The organism is Phormidium yuhuli AB48 (assembly GCF_023983615.1).
Classification (GTDB): Bacteria; Cyanobacteriota; Cyanobacteriia; order Cyanobacteriales; family Geitlerinemataceae; genus Sodalinema; species Sodalinema yuhuli.
In genome coordinates this window covers 665,373-685,440 of sequence record NZ_CP098611.1, presented here as the reverse complement: position 1 = coordinate 685,440, position 20,068 = coordinate 665,373, and the positions used below count along the sequence as shown (strand labels likewise).

21 protein-coding genes are annotated in these 20,068 nt (G+C 52.5%); 11 read left to right on the top strand and 10 right to left on the bottom strand.

The genetic code is table 11. The annotated features are described in order from the left end of the window. The first annotated feature begins 11 nt into the window (after positions 1-11). Positions 12-1,271, top strand: coding sequence for an MDR family MFS transporter (locus tag NEA10_RS02840; protein ID WP_252663711.1), 1,260 nt, complete (start codon positions 12-14; stop codon positions 1,269-1,271). On the opposite strand, the gene NEA10_RS02835 is transcribed toward NEA10_RS02840, so the two are convergent. After that, positions 1,216-1,719 (bottom strand): HNH endonuclease, encoded by a 504-nt coding sequence (locus NEA10_RS02835; protein ID WP_252663710.1) that lies wholly within the window; start codon positions 1,717-1,719, stop codon positions 1,216-1,218. The two genes, NEA10_RS02840 and NEA10_RS02835, sit on opposite strands and share 56 nt — an antisense overlap. Positions 1,720-1,998: 279 nt before the next feature. Here NEA10_RS02835 and hetZ point away from each other — a divergent pair, with 279 nt between their 5' ends. From hetZ to NEA10_RS02820, 3 genes are all read left to right on the top strand, one after another. Beyond that, complete coding sequence (hetZ, locus tag NEA10_RS02830; RefSeq protein WP_252663709.1) at positions 1,999-3,111, top strand: heterocyst differentiation protein HetZ; 1,113 nt, start codon at positions 1,999-2,001, stop codon at positions 3,109-3,111. A 149-nt stretch (positions 3,112-3,260) separates the two neighbouring features. Further along, positions 3,261-4,178, top strand: a complete 918-nt coding sequence (locus NEA10_RS02825; RefSeq protein ID WP_252663708.1) for an RNA-guided endonuclease InsQ/TnpB family protein — start codon at positions 3,261-3,263, stop codon at positions 4,176-4,178. 40 nt (positions 4,179-4,218) lie between these two features. Further along, positions 4,219-5,193, top strand: a complete 975-nt coding sequence (locus NEA10_RS02820; protein WP_252663707.1) for a hypothetical protein — start codon at positions 4,219-4,221, stop codon at positions 5,191-5,193. A gap of 77 nt (positions 5,194-5,270) precedes the next feature. Here NEA10_RS02820 and NEA10_RS02815 read toward each other — a convergent pair whose 3' ends face one another. Together NEA10_RS02815 and NEA10_RS02810 are read right to left on the bottom strand one after the other, a co-directional pair. Beyond that, positions 5,271-6,134, bottom strand: a complete 864-nt coding sequence (locus NEA10_RS02815) for a 2OG-Fe(II) oxygenase (protein ID WP_252663705.1) — start codon at positions 6,132-6,134, stop codon at positions 5,271-5,273. A 250-nt stretch (positions 6,135-6,384) separates the two neighbouring features. Further along, complete coding sequence (locus NEA10_RS02810; RefSeq protein WP_252663704.1) at positions 6,385-7,146, bottom strand: PEP-CTERM sorting domain-containing protein; 762 nt, start codon at positions 7,144-7,146, stop codon at positions 6,385-6,387. Between the two features lie 451 nt (positions 7,147-7,597). Between NEA10_RS02810 and NEA10_RS02805 the strand changes: the two genes are divergently transcribed. Further along, entirely contained in the window at positions 7,598-9,931 is a 2,334-nt protein-coding gene (locus tag NEA10_RS02805; RefSeq protein WP_252663703.1) for a transglutaminaseTgpA domain-containing protein, read from the top strand. A 313-nt stretch (positions 9,932-10,244) separates the two neighbouring features. Here the strand turns inward: NEA10_RS02805 and NEA10_RS02800 are convergent, their stop codons facing one another. Then, positions 10,245-10,778 carry an REP-associated tyrosine transposase gene (locus tag NEA10_RS02800; protein ID WP_252663701.1) on the bottom strand — a complete coding sequence of 178 codons (534 nt, stop codon included), beginning with the start codon at positions 10,776-10,778 and terminating at the stop codon, positions 10,245-10,247. A gap of 736 nt (positions 10,779-11,514) precedes the next feature. Between NEA10_RS02800 and NEA10_RS02795 the strand changes: the two genes are divergently transcribed. From NEA10_RS02795 to NEA10_RS02785, 4 genes are all read left to right on the top strand, one after another. Beyond that, complete coding sequence (locus tag NEA10_RS02795; RefSeq protein WP_252663699.1) at positions 11,515-11,994, top strand: nucleotidyltransferase domain-containing protein; 480 nt, start codon at positions 11,515-11,517, stop codon at positions 11,992-11,994. Then, positions 11,991-12,386: a HEPN domain-containing protein gene (locus tag NEA10_RS02790; RefSeq protein ID WP_252663698.1), complete on the top strand. Its 396-nt coding sequence runs from the start codon at positions 11,991-11,993 to the stop codon at positions 12,384-12,386. Before NEA10_RS02795 ends, NEA10_RS02790 begins: the two co-directional genes overlap by 4 nt. Positions 12,387-12,743: 357 nt before the next feature. Further along, positions 12,744-13,007: a DUF6883 domain-containing protein gene (locus NEA10_RS21055; protein ID WP_374111891.1), complete on the top strand. Its 264-nt coding sequence runs from the start codon at positions 12,744-12,746 to the stop codon at positions 13,005-13,007. Then, positions 13,004-13,252, top strand: a complete 249-nt coding sequence (locus NEA10_RS02785; protein ID WP_252663697.1) for a DUF4926 domain-containing protein — start codon at positions 13,004-13,006, stop codon at positions 13,250-13,252. The genes NEA10_RS21055 and NEA10_RS02785 overlap by 4 nt, the downstream gene beginning before the upstream one ends. A 208-nt stretch (positions 13,253-13,460) precedes the next feature. Here the strand turns inward: NEA10_RS02785 and NEA10_RS02780 are convergent, their stop codons facing one another. After that, positions 13,461-14,036, bottom strand: a complete 576-nt coding sequence (locus NEA10_RS02780) for a Uma2 family endonuclease (protein ID WP_252663695.1) — start codon at positions 14,034-14,036, stop codon at positions 13,461-13,463. Between the two features lie 320 nt (positions 14,037-14,356). Continuing rightward, the gene (locus NEA10_RS02775; RefSeq protein ID WP_200669561.1) at positions 14,357-14,563 is read right to left on the bottom strand and encodes an AbrB/MazE/SpoVT family DNA-binding domain-containing protein; all 207 of its coding nucleotides are present in this window, start codon (positions 14,561-14,563) and stop codon (positions 14,357-14,359) included. Between the two features lie 289 nt (positions 14,564-14,852). On the opposite strand from NEA10_RS02775, the gene NEA10_RS02770 reads away from it, so the two are divergent. Together NEA10_RS02770 and NEA10_RS02765 are read left to right on the top strand one after the other, a co-directional pair. After that, positions 14,853-15,443: a Uma2 family endonuclease gene (locus tag NEA10_RS02770; RefSeq protein ID WP_252665275.1), complete on the top strand. Its 591-nt coding sequence runs from the start codon at positions 14,853-14,855 to the stop codon at positions 15,441-15,443. Between the two features lie 125 nt (positions 15,444-15,568). Continuing rightward, a complete protein-coding gene (locus NEA10_RS02765; protein WP_252663694.1) occupies positions 15,569-16,159 on the top strand; it encodes a Uma2 family endonuclease in 591 nt (196 codons plus the stop codon). Positions 16,160-16,215: 56 nt separating this feature from the next. Here the strand turns inward: NEA10_RS02765 and NEA10_RS02760 are convergent, their stop codons facing one another. From NEA10_RS02760 to NEA10_RS02745, 4 genes are all read right to left on the bottom strand, one after another. After that, entirely contained in the window at positions 16,216-16,773 is a 558-nt protein-coding gene (locus NEA10_RS02760) for a Uma2 family endonuclease (RefSeq protein ID WP_252663692.1), read from the bottom strand. A gap of 687 nt (positions 16,774-17,460) precedes the next feature. After that, complete coding sequence (locus NEA10_RS02755) at positions 17,461-18,642, bottom strand: M20 family metallopeptidase (RefSeq protein WP_252663691.1); 1,182 nt, start codon at positions 18,640-18,642, stop codon at positions 17,461-17,463. Between the two features lie 158 nt (positions 18,643-18,800). After that, entirely contained in the window at positions 18,801-19,748 is a 948-nt protein-coding gene (locus tag NEA10_RS02750; protein WP_252663689.1) for an RpnC/YadD family protein, read from the bottom strand. Next, positions 19,745-19,963, bottom strand: coding sequence for a helix-turn-helix transcriptional regulator (locus tag NEA10_RS02745; RefSeq protein ID WP_252663688.1), 219 nt, complete (start codon positions 19,961-19,963; stop codon positions 19,745-19,747). The genes NEA10_RS02750 and NEA10_RS02745 overlap by 4 nt, the downstream gene beginning before the upstream one ends. Between the last annotated feature and the right edge of the window lie 105 nt (positions 19,964-20,068).

The following is a 20,068-nucleotide window of genomic DNA, read 5'->3' as shown; positions in this document are numbered from 1 at the left end:
AACACCGTTGTATGATAAAAACGAGCGCCCGCCAACAAGTTCGCATTCTCATTCTGGGACGATTCCTATCCCAAATTGGCACGGGGTTCACCCTTTTCTACGCCCCCATTTTCTTCGTTAACCAGGTGGGCATCTCCACCACCCTGGTCGGGATAGCCCTGGGGGCAGCTTCCATCGCCGGGATCATCGGGCGGGTTCTCAGCGGTTCTCTGTGTGACTCCCCCCGCTTTGGGCGCAAACGAACTCTACTCCTATCCGCCGTATCCTCCGGCTTAGGCTCCTTCCTCCTGGCTACTACCCAAGACTTCAGCACCCTGCTCATCGGCAGTTTACTCAATGGCTTTGGCCTCGGTTTATATTGGCCTGCCGCAGAAACCATTGTCGCCGATCTCACCCAACCGGAAGAACGACGAGAAACCTATGCTCTCAATCGACTAGCCGATAGTCTGGGTTTAGAATTTGGCATTGTCCTAGGAGGGGCTTGGGTTGAATGGACTCAAGAGTATCGGTTGCTGTTTATTATCGATGGTGTCTCCTATGTGGTCTTTTTCCTTGTGTTGGGACTGGCCCTCAAAGAAACCATTGCCCCAGGATTAGAGCGAGAGAATCCTCTGAAGAACTGGTTGCGGGCCTTGAGCGATCGCACCCTACTGATTTACGCCGCCGCCAATATTCTCTTTACCACCTATATCTCCCAAAACCATACTGCCCTTCCCGTTTACCTGAGTAACTTCATTCCCGGGGCCGAGGGCAATGGCTTTCCGGCCCGGATTGTCAGCGGGCTATTTGCCTGGCATATTGCCGTCTCCGTCCTGTTGCAACTGCCCATGGCCCGTTGGTTAAACCGCTTTAACCATGCCCGGGCCCTGATGATTTCTGCCTGTATCTGGGCTCTAAGTTTTATCAGTGTTTGGGTGATTGGCAACAGTAGCCGTCCTCTGATTTGGTCAATTGTTGCCTTAGGGGTAATGGCGATCGCCACCATTTCCTATACCCCCTCCGCCTCCGCCCTCGTCGTGGAACTCGCCCCTGAACAGATGCGGGGAGTGTATCTCTCCATTAACTCCCTCTGCTGGGCCATCGGCTACGCCATCGGTCCCCCCTTAGGGGGCATTGCCCTCGATGGGTCCCAGCAACTGGCTAACAACTTCTGGCTATTGTTAGCCGGGAGTTTAATCCTGATCATCTGGATTCTCCAACGCCTAGAACAGCGTCTCATCGCTCAAGGCCAATTGTATACTTACCCCATTCCGGATGAGTCCCACTTGTAACGCAGCGGCGCACCTCAAAATACAAACTACTATGAGGACGATGGGGGCGGCCCTGCAACACCATCCCCGCCTCTTGGGGAGTGCGATTGCCCTTACTGACATTACAGCGTACACAGGCGGTCACCAAATTCTCCCAACTTTCTCCCCCACCGCGCGAGCGAGGCAACACATGGTCTAATGTCAACTCATCGCCACTGTAGTTACAATACTGGCAGGTATGGGCATCTCGATAAAAAATATTGCGACGAGTCAGGGGAATCTCCTTATACGGAACTCGCACGTAATAACGGAGTCGAATAACAGTAGGGAGCGGACAGCCCGGATAAACGAACTTTCCGTTATGTTCCAGACGTTCCGCCTTCCCCTTAAACACCAGAATAACCGCCCGCTGCCAGCTTGTAATATTCAGCGGTTCATAGGATGCATTCAAGACAAGAACCTTGGCCATTGACCTTTTGCTGAAGCCGTGAAATGCCAGCAAGTCCGTTTTCCAAAGAGTAGCATATTCATCCCGGAATCGGCGTTGTCAGCCTTGAACCTCTAGGTTTGGACATCATTGGCCCGACGACGCGGCGGACAGGGGCATCTACCATTACCAGCCCAGTCCCCAACCTTCCCAGCTGACTCAGCTCAACGCGAGCTGTTGCTGGGGATGGCGGGGTCTGTCATTGATGTTTTTAGACGTACTTTCCCGGTAATGGTTAGCTCAGTTCCCCCCCCAGATTCCATGACAGATTCCCTTGTACAATGGTTAGCTCAACAACTTCAGACGAATACTCGTGCCAGTCCCAAACATTGCCAAACCGTCGCCAGTCGCATTGCAGAAGAGGTGACCCGCACCTGTGAGCAAAGCCAACGGATTCAACGTTCCGGGGATGTCCTGGGTTGGGGCTATCATTTAGCGCAACATCGCCTAGAGCAGATTCTGCAATATTATCGGCGTGGCTCAGAAGGGGGACGCTTGGAGTTACATAGCACCCTTAGCGCCATTGTCTATCGCTATGTCAATCCCCCCAATGTTCAGTCGAGTTACGGGGCCCGGCTACAACTGATTGAAGATTTTTTGCAAACCTTTTATCTAGAAACCCTTAACGCCCTACGCCGTGAAGCTCAACTCCCCCCAACCCACTCACCGCGATCGCTCCTGGAACTCGCCGAATATCTGGCCTTCACTGAACGCTATGGCAAACGGCGGATACATCTCAATCGCGGCCGTAGTCAACAGCTCATCATTTTGCGGGCCCAAACCTTTGCCCAACAGCAACCCCTAGATCTTTCCGTGGATTTACAACAGGCCAGTGATGGCAAGCCTAATGAGGGGGGGAGTAGCTCAGGAGATGCGTCCTTATCTCAGGTGCGCGATCGCATTGTCGACCGGGCTCAAGATCCCACCGATGACCTACTACGCCGGCGTATCATCGAAGAACTGATCACCTATCTCGACGAGAACAATCAAAGTGCTTGTGCTGACTACTTTGTCCTGCGTCTCCAAGACCTGCCCACTTCAGACATTGAAGCTATCCTAGGATTAAATCCCCGGGAACGGGACTATCTACAACAACGGTTTAAGTACCATCTCATCCGTTTTTCCCTCTCTCACCGTTGGCAGCTAGTCCATGAATGGCTCGACGCGGATCTCGACCATAATTTAGGGATGACGAGTGCTCAATGGGAGAGCTTTCTCAGGGAATGTAACGCCCCAGAGCGAGATTTACTCGACGCGAAACGTCGGGGGGACTCAGACGAGCAGATTATCCAACAGCTCGGACTGAGCCCAGCACAACTCCAGCGGCGCTGGTTCAGCCTCCTCAAGCGAGCCTGGGACTATCGCAATGATTAATTCCCCTGATGCAATGGGGCCGAAATTGGTCAAACTATTCCTATGCAGATTCTTCGCAGTACTCCAGCCATAGCTAAAAGCTTGGCTGGTGGTGTAGCCAAGTGCGACCGAGGATAGGAACCTACAAAATATCTGCTACAACTATAGATATGCTAAACATGACGTGGGAATTTAAGCTAGAGCCAACTGCGGAGCAGGTTTCAGAGATTGAACACATTCTTGATGTGTGCCGCAATGTCTGGAATTTTGCGCGGCGGGAAGGTAAAGACTGGCTGGATTCTCGTAAGTCTCCGGTGAATGCCTGTTCGATTCGGCAGGAGTTCATCTTGCCAGCAGATACACCATTTCCTAACTACCACGTTCAGGCTAAGCGGCTAACTGCCGCCAAGATTGATTTTCCCAGGCTCAAGACGGTCAACGCTCAGGTTCTTCAGCAGGTTCTCCGACTGCACCGCAAGCTGAAATCGCTGCAACGCCGATTAAAGAACAAGCAGAAGGGGTCAGCCAACTGGCTGAAGCTCCAGAAGAAAATTTCGAGAGTCCATCAACGCATTGCCGACACACGAAAAGACTGGCATTTTAAACTGGCCCATCATCTCTGTGATAGTGCTGGGATGATATTTGTCGAAGACCTGGACGAACGCATTATGGCCAAGGGAATGCTGGGTAAACACACCCTGGACGCTGGGCTGGGTCAGTTCACCAACCCAATCCTGCCTTGGGTGTGTTTCAAGGGGGATGTGTTTTACGGCAAAGTTGATGCACGAGGCACGTCTCAGGAATGCCCCGATTGTGGGGCAGAGGTCAACAAAGACCTCTCAACCCGAATCCATCATTGCCACAACTGCGGGTCCATCAAACCCCGTGATGTGGCGGCGGCTCAAGTGATCTGTACCCGTGGGCAACGGGGAATCGAAAATGCCTGTGAAGGGGATGCGGCGGGGGCTGGGGTCACTCAGTCTAGCTGGCACCTGTTGAAGCAGGAAATCTTTGGGGCGACCCAGGGAATCTCCCGGCATACCCGCTCTCGGTTGCTGGGAGAGGATGTCAAAAGACCTCGCCATTAGGAACGGGGCGTATCAACGTCCGGAGAAGGGAAGTTCACGAATGAATAATGATAGGAACTCACTCAGCCCAGAAGAGGAACGTTTAGCACAACGGTTCCTTGCCTGGCTCTTGCAAGAGGTGATCCCTAATGATGACCCGAATCCCGGAGCCGGTGTCGAATCCCACCGCTCTTTGTCTCAGACCCGGGATCATGACCCTAGCTCTATAACAGACGAATCCATCATGCAGACTCGCTTTCAGGCGCTTTTGAAACGCCGAATTCAACAAGAAATTCAAAACAATCCTCCCCTGTTCCCCTGGGAAACCACGGAGGTTTGGGAATATGCCAATGATCCCATCGACGAGGAAGCCGATTCAAGAGTTCCCACCAATGTTTGGTTGCCGCAACTCGCTCAGCTACGGCTCCCTATTGCTATCTCGGAAGCCACCTTGGCTCAATTATTGGTCCGCTGTCAACAGGTCTTGCGTACCTCCCTACGCCAAGGAGAACGCCTTGTGGCTGCGGTGGAAGGACTCTTCCCGGAACGGACGGAAGAGCTCAACATCTGGACTGAACGAGTCTTACTCTGGTCTACCAGTCGCAGTGGGGAAACTTTAATTGAACCTTCAGAAGGAGAATTTCCAAGGAGTTATGAGGGGGCCACTCCTACCCAGCAGATGCTCTTGTCATTACTGGCGGCGAAGGAAATTGTTGAGTCCTTATCGTTGAATGTCTCGGCCAGTCACCCCAGCGATCGCCGTCAATGGCTCACCGCTCAAGGACTTCTGCAATTGGACGCTGAGTATCGTTGTCATGGGGAACTGCCCCAATTACGAGTCTGCTGTCAGATTCCTGATGGGGGTAGAGTCCAGTTACGGGGTGAAGGGGCGATCGCGACCGGCCAACGGTCTACCCCCGGTAGCGTCACGGTTGAACTGGCCGACATCCAGCCTCAGCAGACCTATACTCTGGAGATTCATCTTGATGCCTCGGAACAGTCGCCGTTGGTGTTTGCCATCTGCCCAACATCCTAACCGTCTATCCCCCAACCTAACCAGGGAACAAATGATAGATGATGTCTTCTGGGGGGCCCAGTTCCCCCAGGGAGATTTTATCGTCGCAGCCAGCCGTTAAAGGTGAAGCGACTGGCCTCAAACTCATGGGAGGGACAGCGAACGGGCATCACTTCGTGTTGACAGCGGCTGTTGAATAAGACCAAACGGTTGTTCTCAGGGGTGATGGTTTTAAAGCGTTTGCGATCGAGCAGGCGTCCATCATGGGGATCGGTTGGGTATAAGCGCAGTTCTCCCCCGGAAAACTGGGCCGGTTGGGAATGCACATAATAGACATAGGTGAGTTCCCGGGTAATGGTTTCGGGACTGCCGGAGTCGTTATGGACTTTGTAATAGCAGCCATCGCCATGGACGGTGAGCTGCATTTCTACTTGAGTCACCGAGAAGGGAGAATGGTTGAGGGGATGCCAAATCTGAGGTAGGGCAACGAGAATTTTACGTTTGAGTTGGTGGTAAAACTGGGGAAAGTAAGTGGCGTAGAGGATGGAGGACTGACGATAGTTGTCGGCTTTACTGGTGGTGCTGGAAGGCACAAAATCCTCTTGTTGCCCTAGGGCAATGGCCAAGGCGTTCTGATTCTCCTCTGGGGATAAGAAGTCATCGAAACAGACCACCTCATCGAGACAACTCGTTTCTAGGGGCTGACTGACCTCCGGAGTCTCCTTGACGAGGTGGCCTATGGAGTTCAGGGGTGACCACTCGGCCGCTTCTGGAGATTGTTGGGCCAAGGCTAAGATGTCTAAAGCCAGTCTGCCCCGCTCTAAAGCTGTTAACCCCTCATCCTCAAGCAAATCCTCTAGGGTGGTGAGGGATTGTGCGACCAAATGATGAAACCGCTGATTGAGACGACCCACTCCCGAGGGGGTGGGTTGAGGGGGATGGTCAGGAGGAACAGCGGTCATAGTAGGGCAGACGCTCTCGATGGGCAACAGTTTCAGTCTTCCCCATGACTCATGAGGATTTCGTTACTACTGTAGAGCCTTTCGCAGATAGGAGGTAGGGCGGGGGGGATGGATTAATCACGGGCAAAACCTTACCAAAATGTCCGGTTCGAGTGAAGGGGAGAGGACTTTGGGGGAATTGGGGCAGGCTGAGTCTAGATAGAAATGGATGTAGATGCACCGGAAGCAGGATCATAGATGGGTGTGAGTGTTAGAGACTAGGACGGGATGAACTGTGGTCACGCCGGCGTAAGCGGGTCAGGGTTGTTGCCAATCCCACGAGGGCTAAAATTCCTACGGGTTCCGGGACTTCCCGAGATTCGGGAGTTGGGACTGGGGTGGGTAGGGGAGTGGGAACCACTGTGGGGAATGGGGTCGGTTCAGGCTCAGGGTTTGAGGGCTCTGAGACCACAATCTCATCAGAGGTTTCTCCCCGTAATTTACTGCTCCCTTGACGGTCTTCCCCAACACTCATCAGGCGGACACCAAACAGACTCTCGGTAAATAGGTCTAAAGAGAGAGCTTGGCTATCATGTTGGAGGATGAAGGAGGTGCCTTGAATGTCATAGCGGCTGATCCCCTGTTGACCAATGTTTAAGCCAATGGTGTAGTTAGGGGCGTTGCGTCCTCCACCATTGAGGTTATTCCCACCACCAAAGCCAAAATTGGTTGTTCCTCCGCTATCGATTTTAAAGTCGTTAGAACCGATGCTGTAAAAGTTAGCAGCATCAATGTCTGCAAAGGGGTTACTTGCGGCTGTTGCGCTTAGTCCACTTAAGAGAGATTTATCGTTAATATTCAGGAACAGTCCTCGCAGGTCTGCCATATTAACGCCGGTGTCGACTTTGAAGTCAAACTGAATCGTGCCACCGAGGTCTGTTAGCCAGTAGTCAACTTTGGTGTCATCCTCTTCGTAGTTATACAGAGACCCGCTTAGGGTAAATCCCTGAGCCGGAGAGGCGGCGATCACCATCAGTGAAGGAATGATAAAATTGAGCCCTACTGTCAAGTATTTGTTCATGTTTGTCCTAAATTGCGTTTAACCAACACCACTCCTACGTCTAGTATAATTCACCTTTCTATCGGCTTTTGCTAAGTTTTGGCAAAGTTTGAAGGCTATTATTATGAAGTTTGTGTAAACTTGGCATTTTAGGGGTTACGTCATATCCCTGAAATCCTGGCTGGAACTGACTTTCAAGAGTCTAAACTATAATTACCTCCCTAAAAGTGATCTCAGTCACTCGGGCAAATGTCAGTGCAAATACGGGTGAGTTCGCTGTTATTTGTGAGTCAAGTCACGATCCTATTCCGTACATTTAGTGAAGTCGCAAAGTGAGGGCGGCTTATGGCACAGTAGAGGATAGATCCCCGGCTCATGACGAAAACTGGGGCAATACTGTTCCATAGCTCACCCAAGAACCCCTATGTCTGCTTCAAATTCCCCAAGTTGGACTTCTTCTTTACCGTTGCTGGGACGAGTTTGGGAGGCTTGGCGATCGCTCCCTCCTCCTATCCCGGAAGATTCAGTAACCTTACGGGTATTGGTGCAATTACTGGTGATTGTGGGGATGGTGGCCACGGATGTGGCGGCGGGAACTCAAATTAGCCTTTGGGCGGTTCCGTTGAGTATCATGGGCGCTAGCTGGAGTTGGTTCCGTCGGCGAGAACGGAATGTGCTGCTGAAGTTCGCGTTGGCGATCGCCCTGATTGGGACGTTAGTGGTCTTTCTCAGTAATCTCGTCACCACCCTCAATGATACTCGGGTGATTCTAGGGGAACTACTAATTCAGGTGCAAGTCCTCCATACCTTCGATTTACCCCGACGCAAGGATTTAGGCTATTCGATGGTCATCGCCTTGATTCTGATTGGGGTGGCGGGAACCATTAGCCAAACCATGGCCTTTGCGCCGTTCCTGGTGCTATTTCTGCTGCTGGCGATTCCCACCTTAATCTATGATTATCGGGCCCGTTTGGGCTTGAGCGATCGCCCCTCGGACGGTTCCCAAGCGTCAGTGGTGAAGACGGTACGCCAGTCGTTTCCCTGGAAGGCCAGCCTCACCCTGGCCCTACTGGTGCTGAGTTTAGGATTAGTCTTATTTACGGTCATCCCTCGGGTTCCGGGATATCAGTTACGCTCGTTCCCCGTCAGCAGTACCATTGACTTTCGCGGCGACTTCGATGGTCGTAATATCGTCAGTCCCCAGGCCCAAGCCGATGGAAGCCAGTTTAATGGGGAAGGAGAGGGAACCGCTGAAGGTCCCGGAGAGGTGGATGAAACCTTTTATGCGGGGTTTGCTGAGAGTATGAACCAAAACCTGCGGGGTTCGATGACGCCTCAGGTGGTGATGCGGGTGCGATCGCAGGCCCCGGGATTTTGGCGAGTCATGGCGTTTGATGAGTACACCGGCCAGGGTTGGCGTGTCTCCAGAAATGACAATGTACGGGAGGTTCGCCGTTCTCCCTGGAGTTTCCGCTTTGACTTACCCTTTATGGGACCGCGTAGTTACACCCAGGAGGTGATTCAAACCTACAGCATCGTCGCTGACTTCCCAGGACTGATTCCCGTTCTCGACCAACCCCGTTATCTCTATTTTCCCACAGAGGATGTGGCGATCGGTCCAGAAGGGTCTTTGCGTTCGCCGGTTCCTTTATCGGATGGCTTGACCTATAGTGTGGTTTCTCATGTCTCCTTGCGCGATCGCACTCGTCTAGGAGAAGCCGCCACCACCTATCCCCAAAGCATCGCCGACGTCTATTTACAAGTTCCCGAGGAGATTGAGGAGCGATTACGGGACTATAGCCAATCGGTGTTAGCCAACGCTCCCAATCCTCTAAACAACCCCTATGAGATATCTCTATATCTAGCTCAATATCTCAAACAGAACTATAATGTCCCCCAAGACCCCTTTGGTTTACCATTTCTCGATGAGGGGGAAGATTTAGCCCTAAACTTCCTCTTTCGCTGTGAAGAGGCCGCCAATCCAGCCGCTTGTACCCCAGGAGGCTATCCTGACCATTTTTCCACGGTCTTCACCCTCTTATTACGCTCTCTGGGGATTCCCGCACGTCTGGCCACAGGATTCGACCCCGGGAACTTCAACCCCTTTACCGGCTTGTATGAGGTCAAGAATACTGATGCGTTCGCCTTAACGGAGGTGTATTTCCCCAGTCATGGTTGGTTCGCCTTTGACCCCATTCCCGGCCATGAGGTGATTCCTCCCTCTGTGAGTGAGTATGAACCCTTTGGGGTATTACGACAGTTTTGGGATTGGATTGCGGGTTGGCTTCCCTCTCCGGTGACGGGGTTTATTAACGGTCTGTTCGTGATGTTGGGCCGGGGGATTGATTGGTTCTTGGAGCGATTTTCTCGCGGCTGGTTCGGGATTTTGACCGGGTTGTTGACTCTAGTGCTGTTTGGTTTTGCGGGATGGTTAAGTTGGCAAGGGTGGCGAGAGTGGAAACGTCGTCGCTGGCTGTCGAAGTTGGCGGCGATGGAGCGGTTATATCAGCAGATGTTGCAACAGTTGGCGGCGGATGGCTGTGGGAAACATCCCGCTGATACCCCCTTGGAGTTTGCGCGTCAGGTGGGCGATCGGTATCCGGCTGAGGTGTGTATCATAGTCTCTCGTATTTGTCAAGCCTATGTGGGTTGGCGTTATGGGAAGGAGTCAGTTCCAGTTGAGGAGTTACGGCAGCAATGGCAGAGGGTGCAGCGTCGAGACTGGCGGCGTAAGTTGGCGACGTTAGGGAGACGTTAGAGGAGGAGGGGGTTCACCACGTAGGGGCAATCCGCAAGTGGCGTGCCCGAGGACACGGAGGATAGAGGGGTAGGCGGCTGTGGCACGGTGGCGTCAAAGGTTTCACCAGTTCTCACTGAAGCGGCTAAATCTTATTTATCGTTCCCACGCTCGGCGTGGGCAACGCCATCCCCAGACGCTCTGCGTCGCGTGATGGTCGCGCGATGACTGGACGCAGAGCGTCCCGGCGGCATTCCCACGCAGAGCGTGGGAACGATGCGAACGAGGCGAACGAGGCGATTTCAACGCAATCCCCAGACACTCTGCATCGCCACTAATGCCAAGGGTCGATCGCAATCAGACCCTCACTTCCCAGATAATTGCGAGCACTAGAATAACGCCAATATTCCGGGCGATCGACATAGCCCCGCTTCACCGGATTATTGTGAATATACTCCAGCTTTTCACGCATCATCTCATCACTCAAAATCAGTTCGGCATGGGAGCCTTCCTGCCAAACCTGATGATCGCGATCGCGCTTGTGAGCTTTTTTAGCAAAGGCAAATCGCTTCAGTAGGGTTTGGGCATTGTGCTGCTGTAGCAAATCGATGAGGCTGCGAGCCGTAAACGACTTAAAACGGGCAACGCAGCGATCCAGTCGGGGAGCGTGACCAATAAAATGAAGGTGGTTTTCCAGCACAACATAGCCATACAGCCGGAAACCATCCGTCCGGCGTAGATGCTCCCAGCTACCCAAGACGATCGCGACGGCTTCGGGGCGGGTGAAGATCGGCAGCCACTCGACGACGGTGCAGGTCAGAAAGTGCGGGCGATCGGGTTCGGTAATGACGTAGCGGCTGCGACTCATAGGTTATGGTGTCGTTTCGGGTGGTGGCGACGCAGAGCGTCTGGGGATTGCGTTACCCACGCGGAGCGTGGGAACGATGCGTTACAGCCAATCATGATATCGCCCTGGGTAAAATGGTGTGTAGATCCAGCAGCGGAGGCGTTCCCCCCATGAAACCATCGAAGATGGGTGATTTTTTTATCAAAAGTTTTAAAAAGTCCAATAGGGATTTGTGCAAGCAACTGTTATACGTCTAAGTCCACCATCCTTCATCAATGGGGTTTGTCAGCGGTGCGTTGCGGCCCGGTTAATATTCTCGTGAAAACCCGTGATTTATCGATGCCGCAACACACCCTACGGGATTTTTGCATCGTTCCCACGCTCCGCGTGGACAACGCAATCCCCAGACGTGCATCGTTCCCACGCTCCGCGTGGGCAACGCAATCCCCAGACGCTCTGCGTCGCGTCATCACTGGACGCAGAGCGTCCCTACGGCATTCCCACGCCGAGCGTGGGAACGATACGAATGGGAATCGCCGTAACGCACCGCCTCCACATTTCCACCACCACGGTTATTTATAACATCATCATCGCATCATCCAAATACCACAAACACCCAGCCAGTAGGGTGCATTACGGCGGAAAGAAATGTTCGTACACCACACCAGAAAATGGAAATCGCCGTAACGTACCGCGATTAATGTCGCCCCCCGCACCATAACGCCCCCCAATTCATCCCCACATCCATCGGTGCGTTATGGCGAAACCAACCCAATCCGGCGAAACCCAAACCATCACCCTCGCCACAACACACCCAACCGTTCCCCATGCGGTGGGGCTTTTTTGTGCGTCTTGTTTCGTGGCGATCGATCGGTTTTGTATAGTAGACTCAAGATTGATTGAAGTTTGTAGAACCTGCATGAATCGCTACGATCGCACAGTAGCCGCACAATTTCGACAGCGACTAGAAAAACTCACGCCCGTTTCCGATCTGCGTGTGTTCGGTTCGCGGGCGCGGGGCAACGCAACGCCAGAATCAGATTTAGATATCTTCATTCAGCTTCCGACCCTGGAAGCAGAGCTATACAGTCAGATTATCGACCTGGCTTGGGATGTGGGATTTGAAGCCGATCAGGTGATTTCAGTGTTTATTGTGACCGATGGTGACGTGCAGGACGGAGCGATTGGTGCGAGTTCGATCGTGGCAAACATCGTGAATGAAGGAATTCCCCTGTGAGCGATCGCCAGCTATCACAATTGATTGCCTTGCGCGTGCAACAGGCACAGCAGGCACTACGCTCAGCCGCGATCTTGCTCGATAGTAACGACATTCAAGGCTCAGTTAATCGCTCCTACTACGCGATGTTCTACGTACTCTCAGCACTGCTCGAAACTCGCAAACTCGCGACCTCGAAGCATAGCGGTGCAATCGGTCTGTTTGATCGAGAATTCGTCAAAACAGGGGACTTTGATAAAGCACTGTCGCGACGCTTACATCGTGCTTTTGAATTCAGGCAAGCGAGCGACTACAGCCCGACAGTAACGGTCAGCTACGAACAAGCATCAGAACTACAGCAAGATGCCATTGAATTTGTTGAGGCTCTACAGCATTATCTCGATACGAAGTAAGTGGTAGGGTGAGTTAGGCGGCAAAAAAACGGGCTTTCTCGTGATCGTTGAAACCCCGCCGTAACGCACCGCGATCAAAGTCCACCATCCTTCATCAATGGGGTTTGTCAGTGGTGCGTTGCGGCCCGGTTAATAGTCTCGTGAAAACCCGTGATTTATCGATGCCGCAACACACCCTACGGGATTTTTGCATCGTTCCCACGTCGTTGCATCGTTCCCACGCTCCGCGTGGGCAACGCCATCCCCAGACGCTCTGCGTCGCGTGATCACTGGACGCCGAGCGTCCCTACGGCATTCCCACGCCGAGCGTGGGAACGATACGAGCGATACGAATGGAAATCGCCGTAACGCACCGGGATTAATGTCGCCCCCCGCACCATAACGCAGGCAGGCTTTACACTAGAAGAGAGTCCAGCACTAGATTCAGCACTCCGAAAGCTCGTTCGCGATTACGAAGCGGTGTTCGATCGCGCAGACGAATACGGCACATACTACCGCGTCACTGGCAATCTGGAAGGCTTGAACGGTCTTCGTCTCGCCGTTGTTACAATTTGGATCGAGCGAACCGTTAATAACTCATTTCAATTTGTCACGCTGTTTCCATCGAAGGACAAATCATGATGACACCAGATTTATATACAGATGTTGCCCTGAATCGAGACATACCAGAAGCTGGACTACGTTGTGGTACAGTTGCCGCGTTTATCGATCGCGTTCCCCATCCCCAAGGCGGCGAAGATGGTGCAATCTTAGAAGTATTTAGCGTCACTGGCGACACGTTAGCCGTCGTCACCGTCCCACTATCGAGTATCGAAGCCCTACGGGACGATGACCTGTTCTCCATACAGCGCCTCACGGTGCGCTAATCCAGGAACGAGAAGTCTGTCACGCCACTACCTGCCCCAATTAGGGGAATAAATGCCTTTTTGAAACGGGCGTTTTTGATCGCCCGTCACCTGTGTAAAAAAATAGGTTGCCCCCTGACAATATTCTCGCCAATATTCTGCCCTTGTAATCAGTCGAAAATTGCGATCGTAACACGAGACCAGAACATCCGAATTGCAACGATCGCGATTACGACCCCTCAAAACGCACCCGACGGTATAGCTGCGCTACAGCTAACTGCACCGGCAAATGTTCCAGATTCACCACCGCATCCAGGCCGCGCAACTCCTCCAAATGCCAACGCCCGTCATCCGTCTTCCAGTAATGCTCGATCGCGGGACGCTCTTGCTCAACCAAAAGATACTCCTGAAAACTAGGAACCGTCCGGTAGGCCGCAAACGTATCGCCGCGATCATAACTCGACGTTGACGGCGACAACACCTCTGCAATTAAAGTCGGATTCACAATTTCATCACGGCGATCGCCATTCACGATCGGCTCACCCGTCACCACCATCAAATCTGGGTACGTTGCCTGGTTCCGTTCAGGAATCCATAGACGCATATCGCTATTAAACGCCTCGTAGTCTGCGTTATCCAACATGCTCTCAAACAATACATACAGCGCCATCAGCAAGTGGCTGTGATTCACCGAACCTCCGGGCATTTCAATCAGATCTCCATTGCGATATTCGTGGCGAACCTGGGCGATCGCCTCCTGTTCGCGATATTCATCAAGTGTGAGCTTCGCCGTAGTTGTAACCATAGACCTAGCGGAAAATCATCAAGAGAGCCGGGTGCTTCATTGTTCAATGCACCCCAGCGATCACTATACTAACCGTCCCCTCTAAAACGGTCGCAATTGATGTCACTCAGCCTAAAGAACCCGATCGCGAGGATAAGTTTCTCTTCTATCGTTCGATTGCGAATTTTTGCGAGTACATCTTGGTGCGGCAGACAATTCCGAGTATCGATCGCTAGATCCTAAGCGCCAATTGGTGTACCGCGCTGTTCCAAATTAGCCCGAATTTCTCCAAATACTCGCACATCTTCATCTATTAGTATCCAGTAAATACCTCATGCGCTTTACTCACACCAATCATCATGCTGTGGTAAACTAGGTTGGTTGCGATCGCTCATAAAATCATCTGAAATAGCCCCAAAGCTCATCCACCACGCATCCCAATCAAATCGCTCTTGCTCCCGAAGTTGACGCACCCAATGTAAAACATCCGCCACCTTTTGTTCGGGTAGCTGCCTAATCTCGTCCAAAAGCTGCTCGCGCAATGTCATGACTCTTCTCCTAGATAAATTAGTCGGCGTGTGTTATGGCAATAATAAACCGTCCTACCCCACCAGAAATTTGATCTCGTAGTGGCTGCCAAATCGATCGCATTTATAGAGTTCCGCATCGGCTTCGCGCCTTTCCCAATCATTGGCCCCGTTGCGGCTGCGCCGAACAGGTCTTACCCTTTTATAAGGTGGGGCCGGTTTGGGTCTCCAACACCCACTCATCCCCGCACAACATCAGCGACAGCCTCTCCACGACAGCCAAACCCCATCAATCACCCAGGAGTTGGAAATGCGCCAAACCCTACAACTGAATCTCCCCAACAGCGTCAAATTCCACGTCACCGCCGAACAGTTCGCCACCCTCGCCACCCACAACCGCGACCTACGCCTAGAACGCACCGCCACCGGAGAACTCATTGTGAACCCACCCACCGGCTGGGAAACCGGCAAACGCAATATCAGCATCAGCGGTCAGCTCTATCGCTGGTACGAAGACAACGATTACCCCGGAGAAGTTTTCGACTCCTCCAGCGGATTCACCTTACCTGATGGTGCCATCTTATCTCCCGACACCTCCTGGGTCAGCTCGGAGCGTTGGAACGCCCTCACCGATACCCAGCGCGACACCTTCCCCCACATTTGCCCTGACTTCGTGGTAGAACTCCGTTCCCAATCCGACGCCCTCAAGGTCATACAGGCTAAAATGCAGGAATACCTTGCCAACGGAACGCGACTTGGTTGGCTCATCGACCCGAAACGCCAGATTGTAGAAATCTATCGCGCCAGCGGAGAACCCGAAGTGTTGTCTCGTCCAGCCAACTTGTCCGGCGAAGATGTCCTTCCGGGATTCGTCCTCAAGCTCGATCGCATTTGGAAATAGGAGGGCGAACAGCCGTTCGCCCGGGCGCGCCACTTGCGGTACGCCCCTACATGGTATTAAAACTTTAACCAACAAAACAGCCTCTCCACGACAGCCAAACCCCATCCATCACCCAGGAGTTGGAAATGCGCCAAACCCTACAACTCAATCTCCCCAACAGCGTCAAATTCCACGTCACCGCCGAACAGTTCGCCACCCTCGCCACCCATAATCAAGACCTACGCCTAGAACGCACCGCTACCGGAGAACTCATTGTGAACCCACCCACCGGCTGGGAAACCGGCGAACGCAATATCAGCATCAGCGGTCAGCTCTATCGCTGGTATGAAGACAACAACTACCCCGGTAAAGTTTTCGACTCCTCCAGCGGATTCACCTTACCTGATGGTGCCATCTTATCTCCCGACACCTCCTGGGTCAGCTCGGAGCGTTGGAACGCCCTCACCGATACCCAGCGCGATACCTTCCCCCACATTTGCCCTGACTTCGTGGTAGAACTCCGTTCCCAATCCGACGCCCTCAAGGTCATACAGGCTAAAATGCAGGAATACCTTGCCAACGGAACGCGACTCGGTTGGCTCATCGACCCGAAACGCCAGATTGTAGAAATCTATCGCGCCAGCGGAGAACCCGAAGTGTTGTCTCGTCCAGCCAACTTGTCCGGCGAAGATGTCCTTCCGGGATTCGTCCTCAAGCTCGATCGCATTTGGAAATAGGAGGGCGAACAGCCGTTCGCCCGGGCGCGCCACTTGCGGTACGCCCCTACATGGTATTAAAATTTCAACCAACTAAACAGCCTCTCCACCGTCACCGTCACCCCTTCTACCCACTCAGGCATTGGAAGAACCGCCTCCAACTGTTCAAACACCTCGATTTCTTGCTTCGGACGATACACAAACACCGTTTTTTCCGCCGGGTCAATTAGCCAGCCCATGGTAGTGCCGTGTTTCAGGCAATGGAGAAGATTTTTGGTGACGCGGGTGTGACTTTGCTCCGGTGAGAGGATTTCGATCGCCCAATCCGGCGCCAGGGGGATCAGGTTGGCAATTTCACCATCTCCATCAAGGGGAATGCGCTCCCAAGTCAGCACCACCACATCCGGGACCAGGGCGCGATCGCCAAATACACAGCGCAACTCCGGAAATGCACAACCCAATTGCCCCGGTTTAATCGCCAAATTTAGCGTAGTAACGAGGGCACTTTGCAGTTGACTATGTTTTCCCTGGGGTATGGGTTTTTGAACAATTCGCCCATCAATCCATTCCTGGGCGGGTTTGGTTTCCGGTAGGGCGAGAAAGTCAGCGAGGGTCAGTTTTTTGGTCGCAGGCATAGGTTGAGATGAGCCGCAATAATAACGATTCTAGCAAGGTCGCCGGGTGTGTTGGGCTGTCGAAGACCGGGTTCAATCAATTTTGGGTTTAACATTAGGATTAGTTATTGTATATATAGCGTTTATTTTGATATTTAAATCATTGACAGTTTTTACAAAAGTTCATACATGGCTAATTATTAGGAATTATTTTCATTTAAGAACGAAGTTGACACAGGTGCAGCCATTTGTTAAAAATTAGGTATATCAGCTATTGTGTTCTACTTGTATTTAATTTTAGGAAACGGGCGATCGCCCCGAGGGGATGTTCTCTCGCTGCTGGGGAGGGAAAGGGCGGCGAGGATGAGCGCAACGTCTGATAGGGAAAGGGATTGCCCGATTTCTATCGTCAGAAGTCCGAGGATTCCTCCCCTGACCCCTGTGCCGGGGTCGGCTCAAGGAAGTCCGGCCCAAGGCAGCCAAAGTTACCCCCCAAATCAACGTCTTTTTTATGACGGAATGTAACGCTGCTTGACATATTGTATTTTTTGTGGTAATTAAATTTGCTTCCCGAATCGGTGCGTTCCGGTAGGGGCGAAAAATCCCCTCCTGGGAGGGGTAGGGGTGGGTTATGCCCCTACGACTGGCAAAAACCAAGACTTGAAGGAAGCCGGGACGCAGCCGGACGCTAGTCGCAAGCCCTGGAGCCTAATCAGCCTGCCAACGTTCCAAATACTGCCAAGCGGAATAAGCTAAAGTAATCACTCCCGTCATAATCGCCTCCTCATCAATATCAAACTGAGGATGATGTAGGGCATAATTGCGTTGATTAGCATGGCCCACCCCGAGACGAAACATCGTTCCCGGGGCATGATCTAAATAGACCGAAAAATCTTCCGCCCCCAGGGAAGGTTCCATCAACACTTGCATCCCCGTCTCCCCCCAAGCCTGACGAACTGTCGATTCAACAATCTGAGTTAAGGCCGTGTCATTAAACACAGAAGGGACCAAACGGCGATAGTTCATTTCATACTTAGCCCCGTAGGTGTGACAAACTCCAGCGACAATGTTCTCAATCCAGTCCGGGAGTTCGCGGTGGGTTTCCGGGTGGAGCGATCGCACCGTTCCCAGAAGCTGGACCGAGTCGGCGATCGCATTGGGGGCCCGTCCTCCCTGAATCTTGCCAATGGTCAACACCACCGGCCGCAAGGGATTATGGGTACGGGAAATAGCCTGCTGCAAGGTAGTAATCACCTGGGCCGCAATCCAAATGGCATCAATAGCTTCATAGGGACGGGCCCCATGACCGGACTCCCCAGTAATAATCAATTCCAAGTCATCCGCCGCCGCCGTCAAGGCCCCATATCGTACCCCCACAATGGGGCTAGGAATGCTGGGAAACACATGAACCCCAAAAATAGCATCTACCTCCTCCATCGCCCCGTCAGCGACCATCCAGTGAGCGCCCTGGGCGATTTCTTCGGCAGGTTGGAATAGGAATCGCACCGCTCCTGGCAACTCATCCATAAACCGAGAGAGGACCATGGCGGTTCCTAATCCCAGAGTGGTATGGACATCATGGCCGCAGGCGTGCATGACTCCGGGATTACGGGAGGCGAAGGGGAGGCCGGTTCGTTCTTCGATGGGGAGGGCATCCATATCCGTGCGAATGGCAACCCGAGGCTGTTGGCGGTCTCCGAGTTCGCCAATCACGCCGGTTTTACCCACCCCCTCCCGGACTTGTACGCCGCAGGAGGAGAGAACACCAGCCACATAGGCGGCGGTTTGGTATTCATGGCCACTCAATTCAGGATGGCTGTGGATGTGACGACGGATTTCAATCAGCCGAGGGGCAATCTCTTTAACAAGGCTTTGGATGCGATCGAGCATCGTGAGGTTCGTAACTCCGAAAGGTCTTCTCCCTCTAGTGTCGCTTAGGAGAGAGGACAAAGGGAATATCGAGTTGTTCTCTCTCCTGGTGAATGGACGGCGGAGACGCCAATGATTGCTTTCTTGGTCATCCCTTTCTGAACCAACCGGTCGAGAGATTAAGCATTGGGTGCGATCGCCCCTTCAAAGTCCTCTAGGGAGGAGAGGGTGACGGCTTGAATCAATAAGGTTTTCAGGTAGGTAGCGTCATCGATGGCATTGATGCGATCGCTCAGGGAACTGGGAACCGTTCCAAAGCGAGTTTCCAAGATATCCAGGATATCTTCACGTCCCCTGGTTAACACTCCGGCTTCTTGAGCGAAACGCTCTAGGGGGGTGATATAAGGCATTTTTTCCTCCTCCTCAAAGGCGGCGATTTCGGTGTTAAACGATGATTCCAACTCTTCCGGGAGGGTCATGATCCAGTTCACCAGTCGGAAGAGTTCCAGAATGTCTTGACGGCTATAGCCCCGGCGGTAGAGGCTTTTAGTCACCTCCAGCTTCCATTGTAGTCGTTGGTTGGGCTGCTGTCGGGTGGCTTGGGTTTTCAAATGGGCCATCACCATCACCGCAAAGGGGTTCACATCCTCTTGTAGCTGGTCCCACTGGTCTTGATACTGTAAGAGTTTGACGCTGGGAAACTCGAACGAGATTTTGCTGTCCCAGAGTTCATAGCCGAAGTTCTTCGGGGACCAGTTGGGTCGATCATCGGCTAGAATCACTAGGGTTGCCACCGGTAGCTTGTAGCGGTCGAAGATGCGATAGTTGTAGACGAACACTCGTTGGTTGAAGAGCGCTTCGTATTGACTTTGCACTTCGAGATGGATGAGGACGAGGGCCTCCTGGCTGTCTTGACGCCAAACTTTCACTAACTTATCGACCAGTCGTTTTCCCAATTCCGCATCTCGGACAATTTGCTGAAACTCTTGGTCAAGAAACTCATATCCCCGGGACCAGTCGATGTCCTCATAGGCTTGGGGAAAGAAAAAAGCCATGAAGTCGGGGAAATAGACTTCTAAGGCTTCTTTCCAGGGGCTGTCATAATCGTTTGTTTCCGATGGACTCATGGCTTGATGTGATGTTGCACCTGTTCTAATGATAGTCCTAAAGCTTCGGCGATTTGGGCTGGGGTTAGGTGAAAACTGGTCAGTTTGGCGATCGCCCGTCGTTGGTTGTCTGTTAGTTCTCGATTGTCAAGAGGGAGGTCAGATTGTCTTGAGTCAGGTTTGGATGCTGATGATTTGGCTTGAAAATCTGGATTTCCATAGAGATGTAATACCATTTTTCAAAAATTGTGCCATAGATGTCCGTAGGGGCGAACCCTTGTGGCGCGCCCTCTCCTCGGTGTTGTATGTCTGGCAAGGATTTCAAAAAATGGTATAAATTA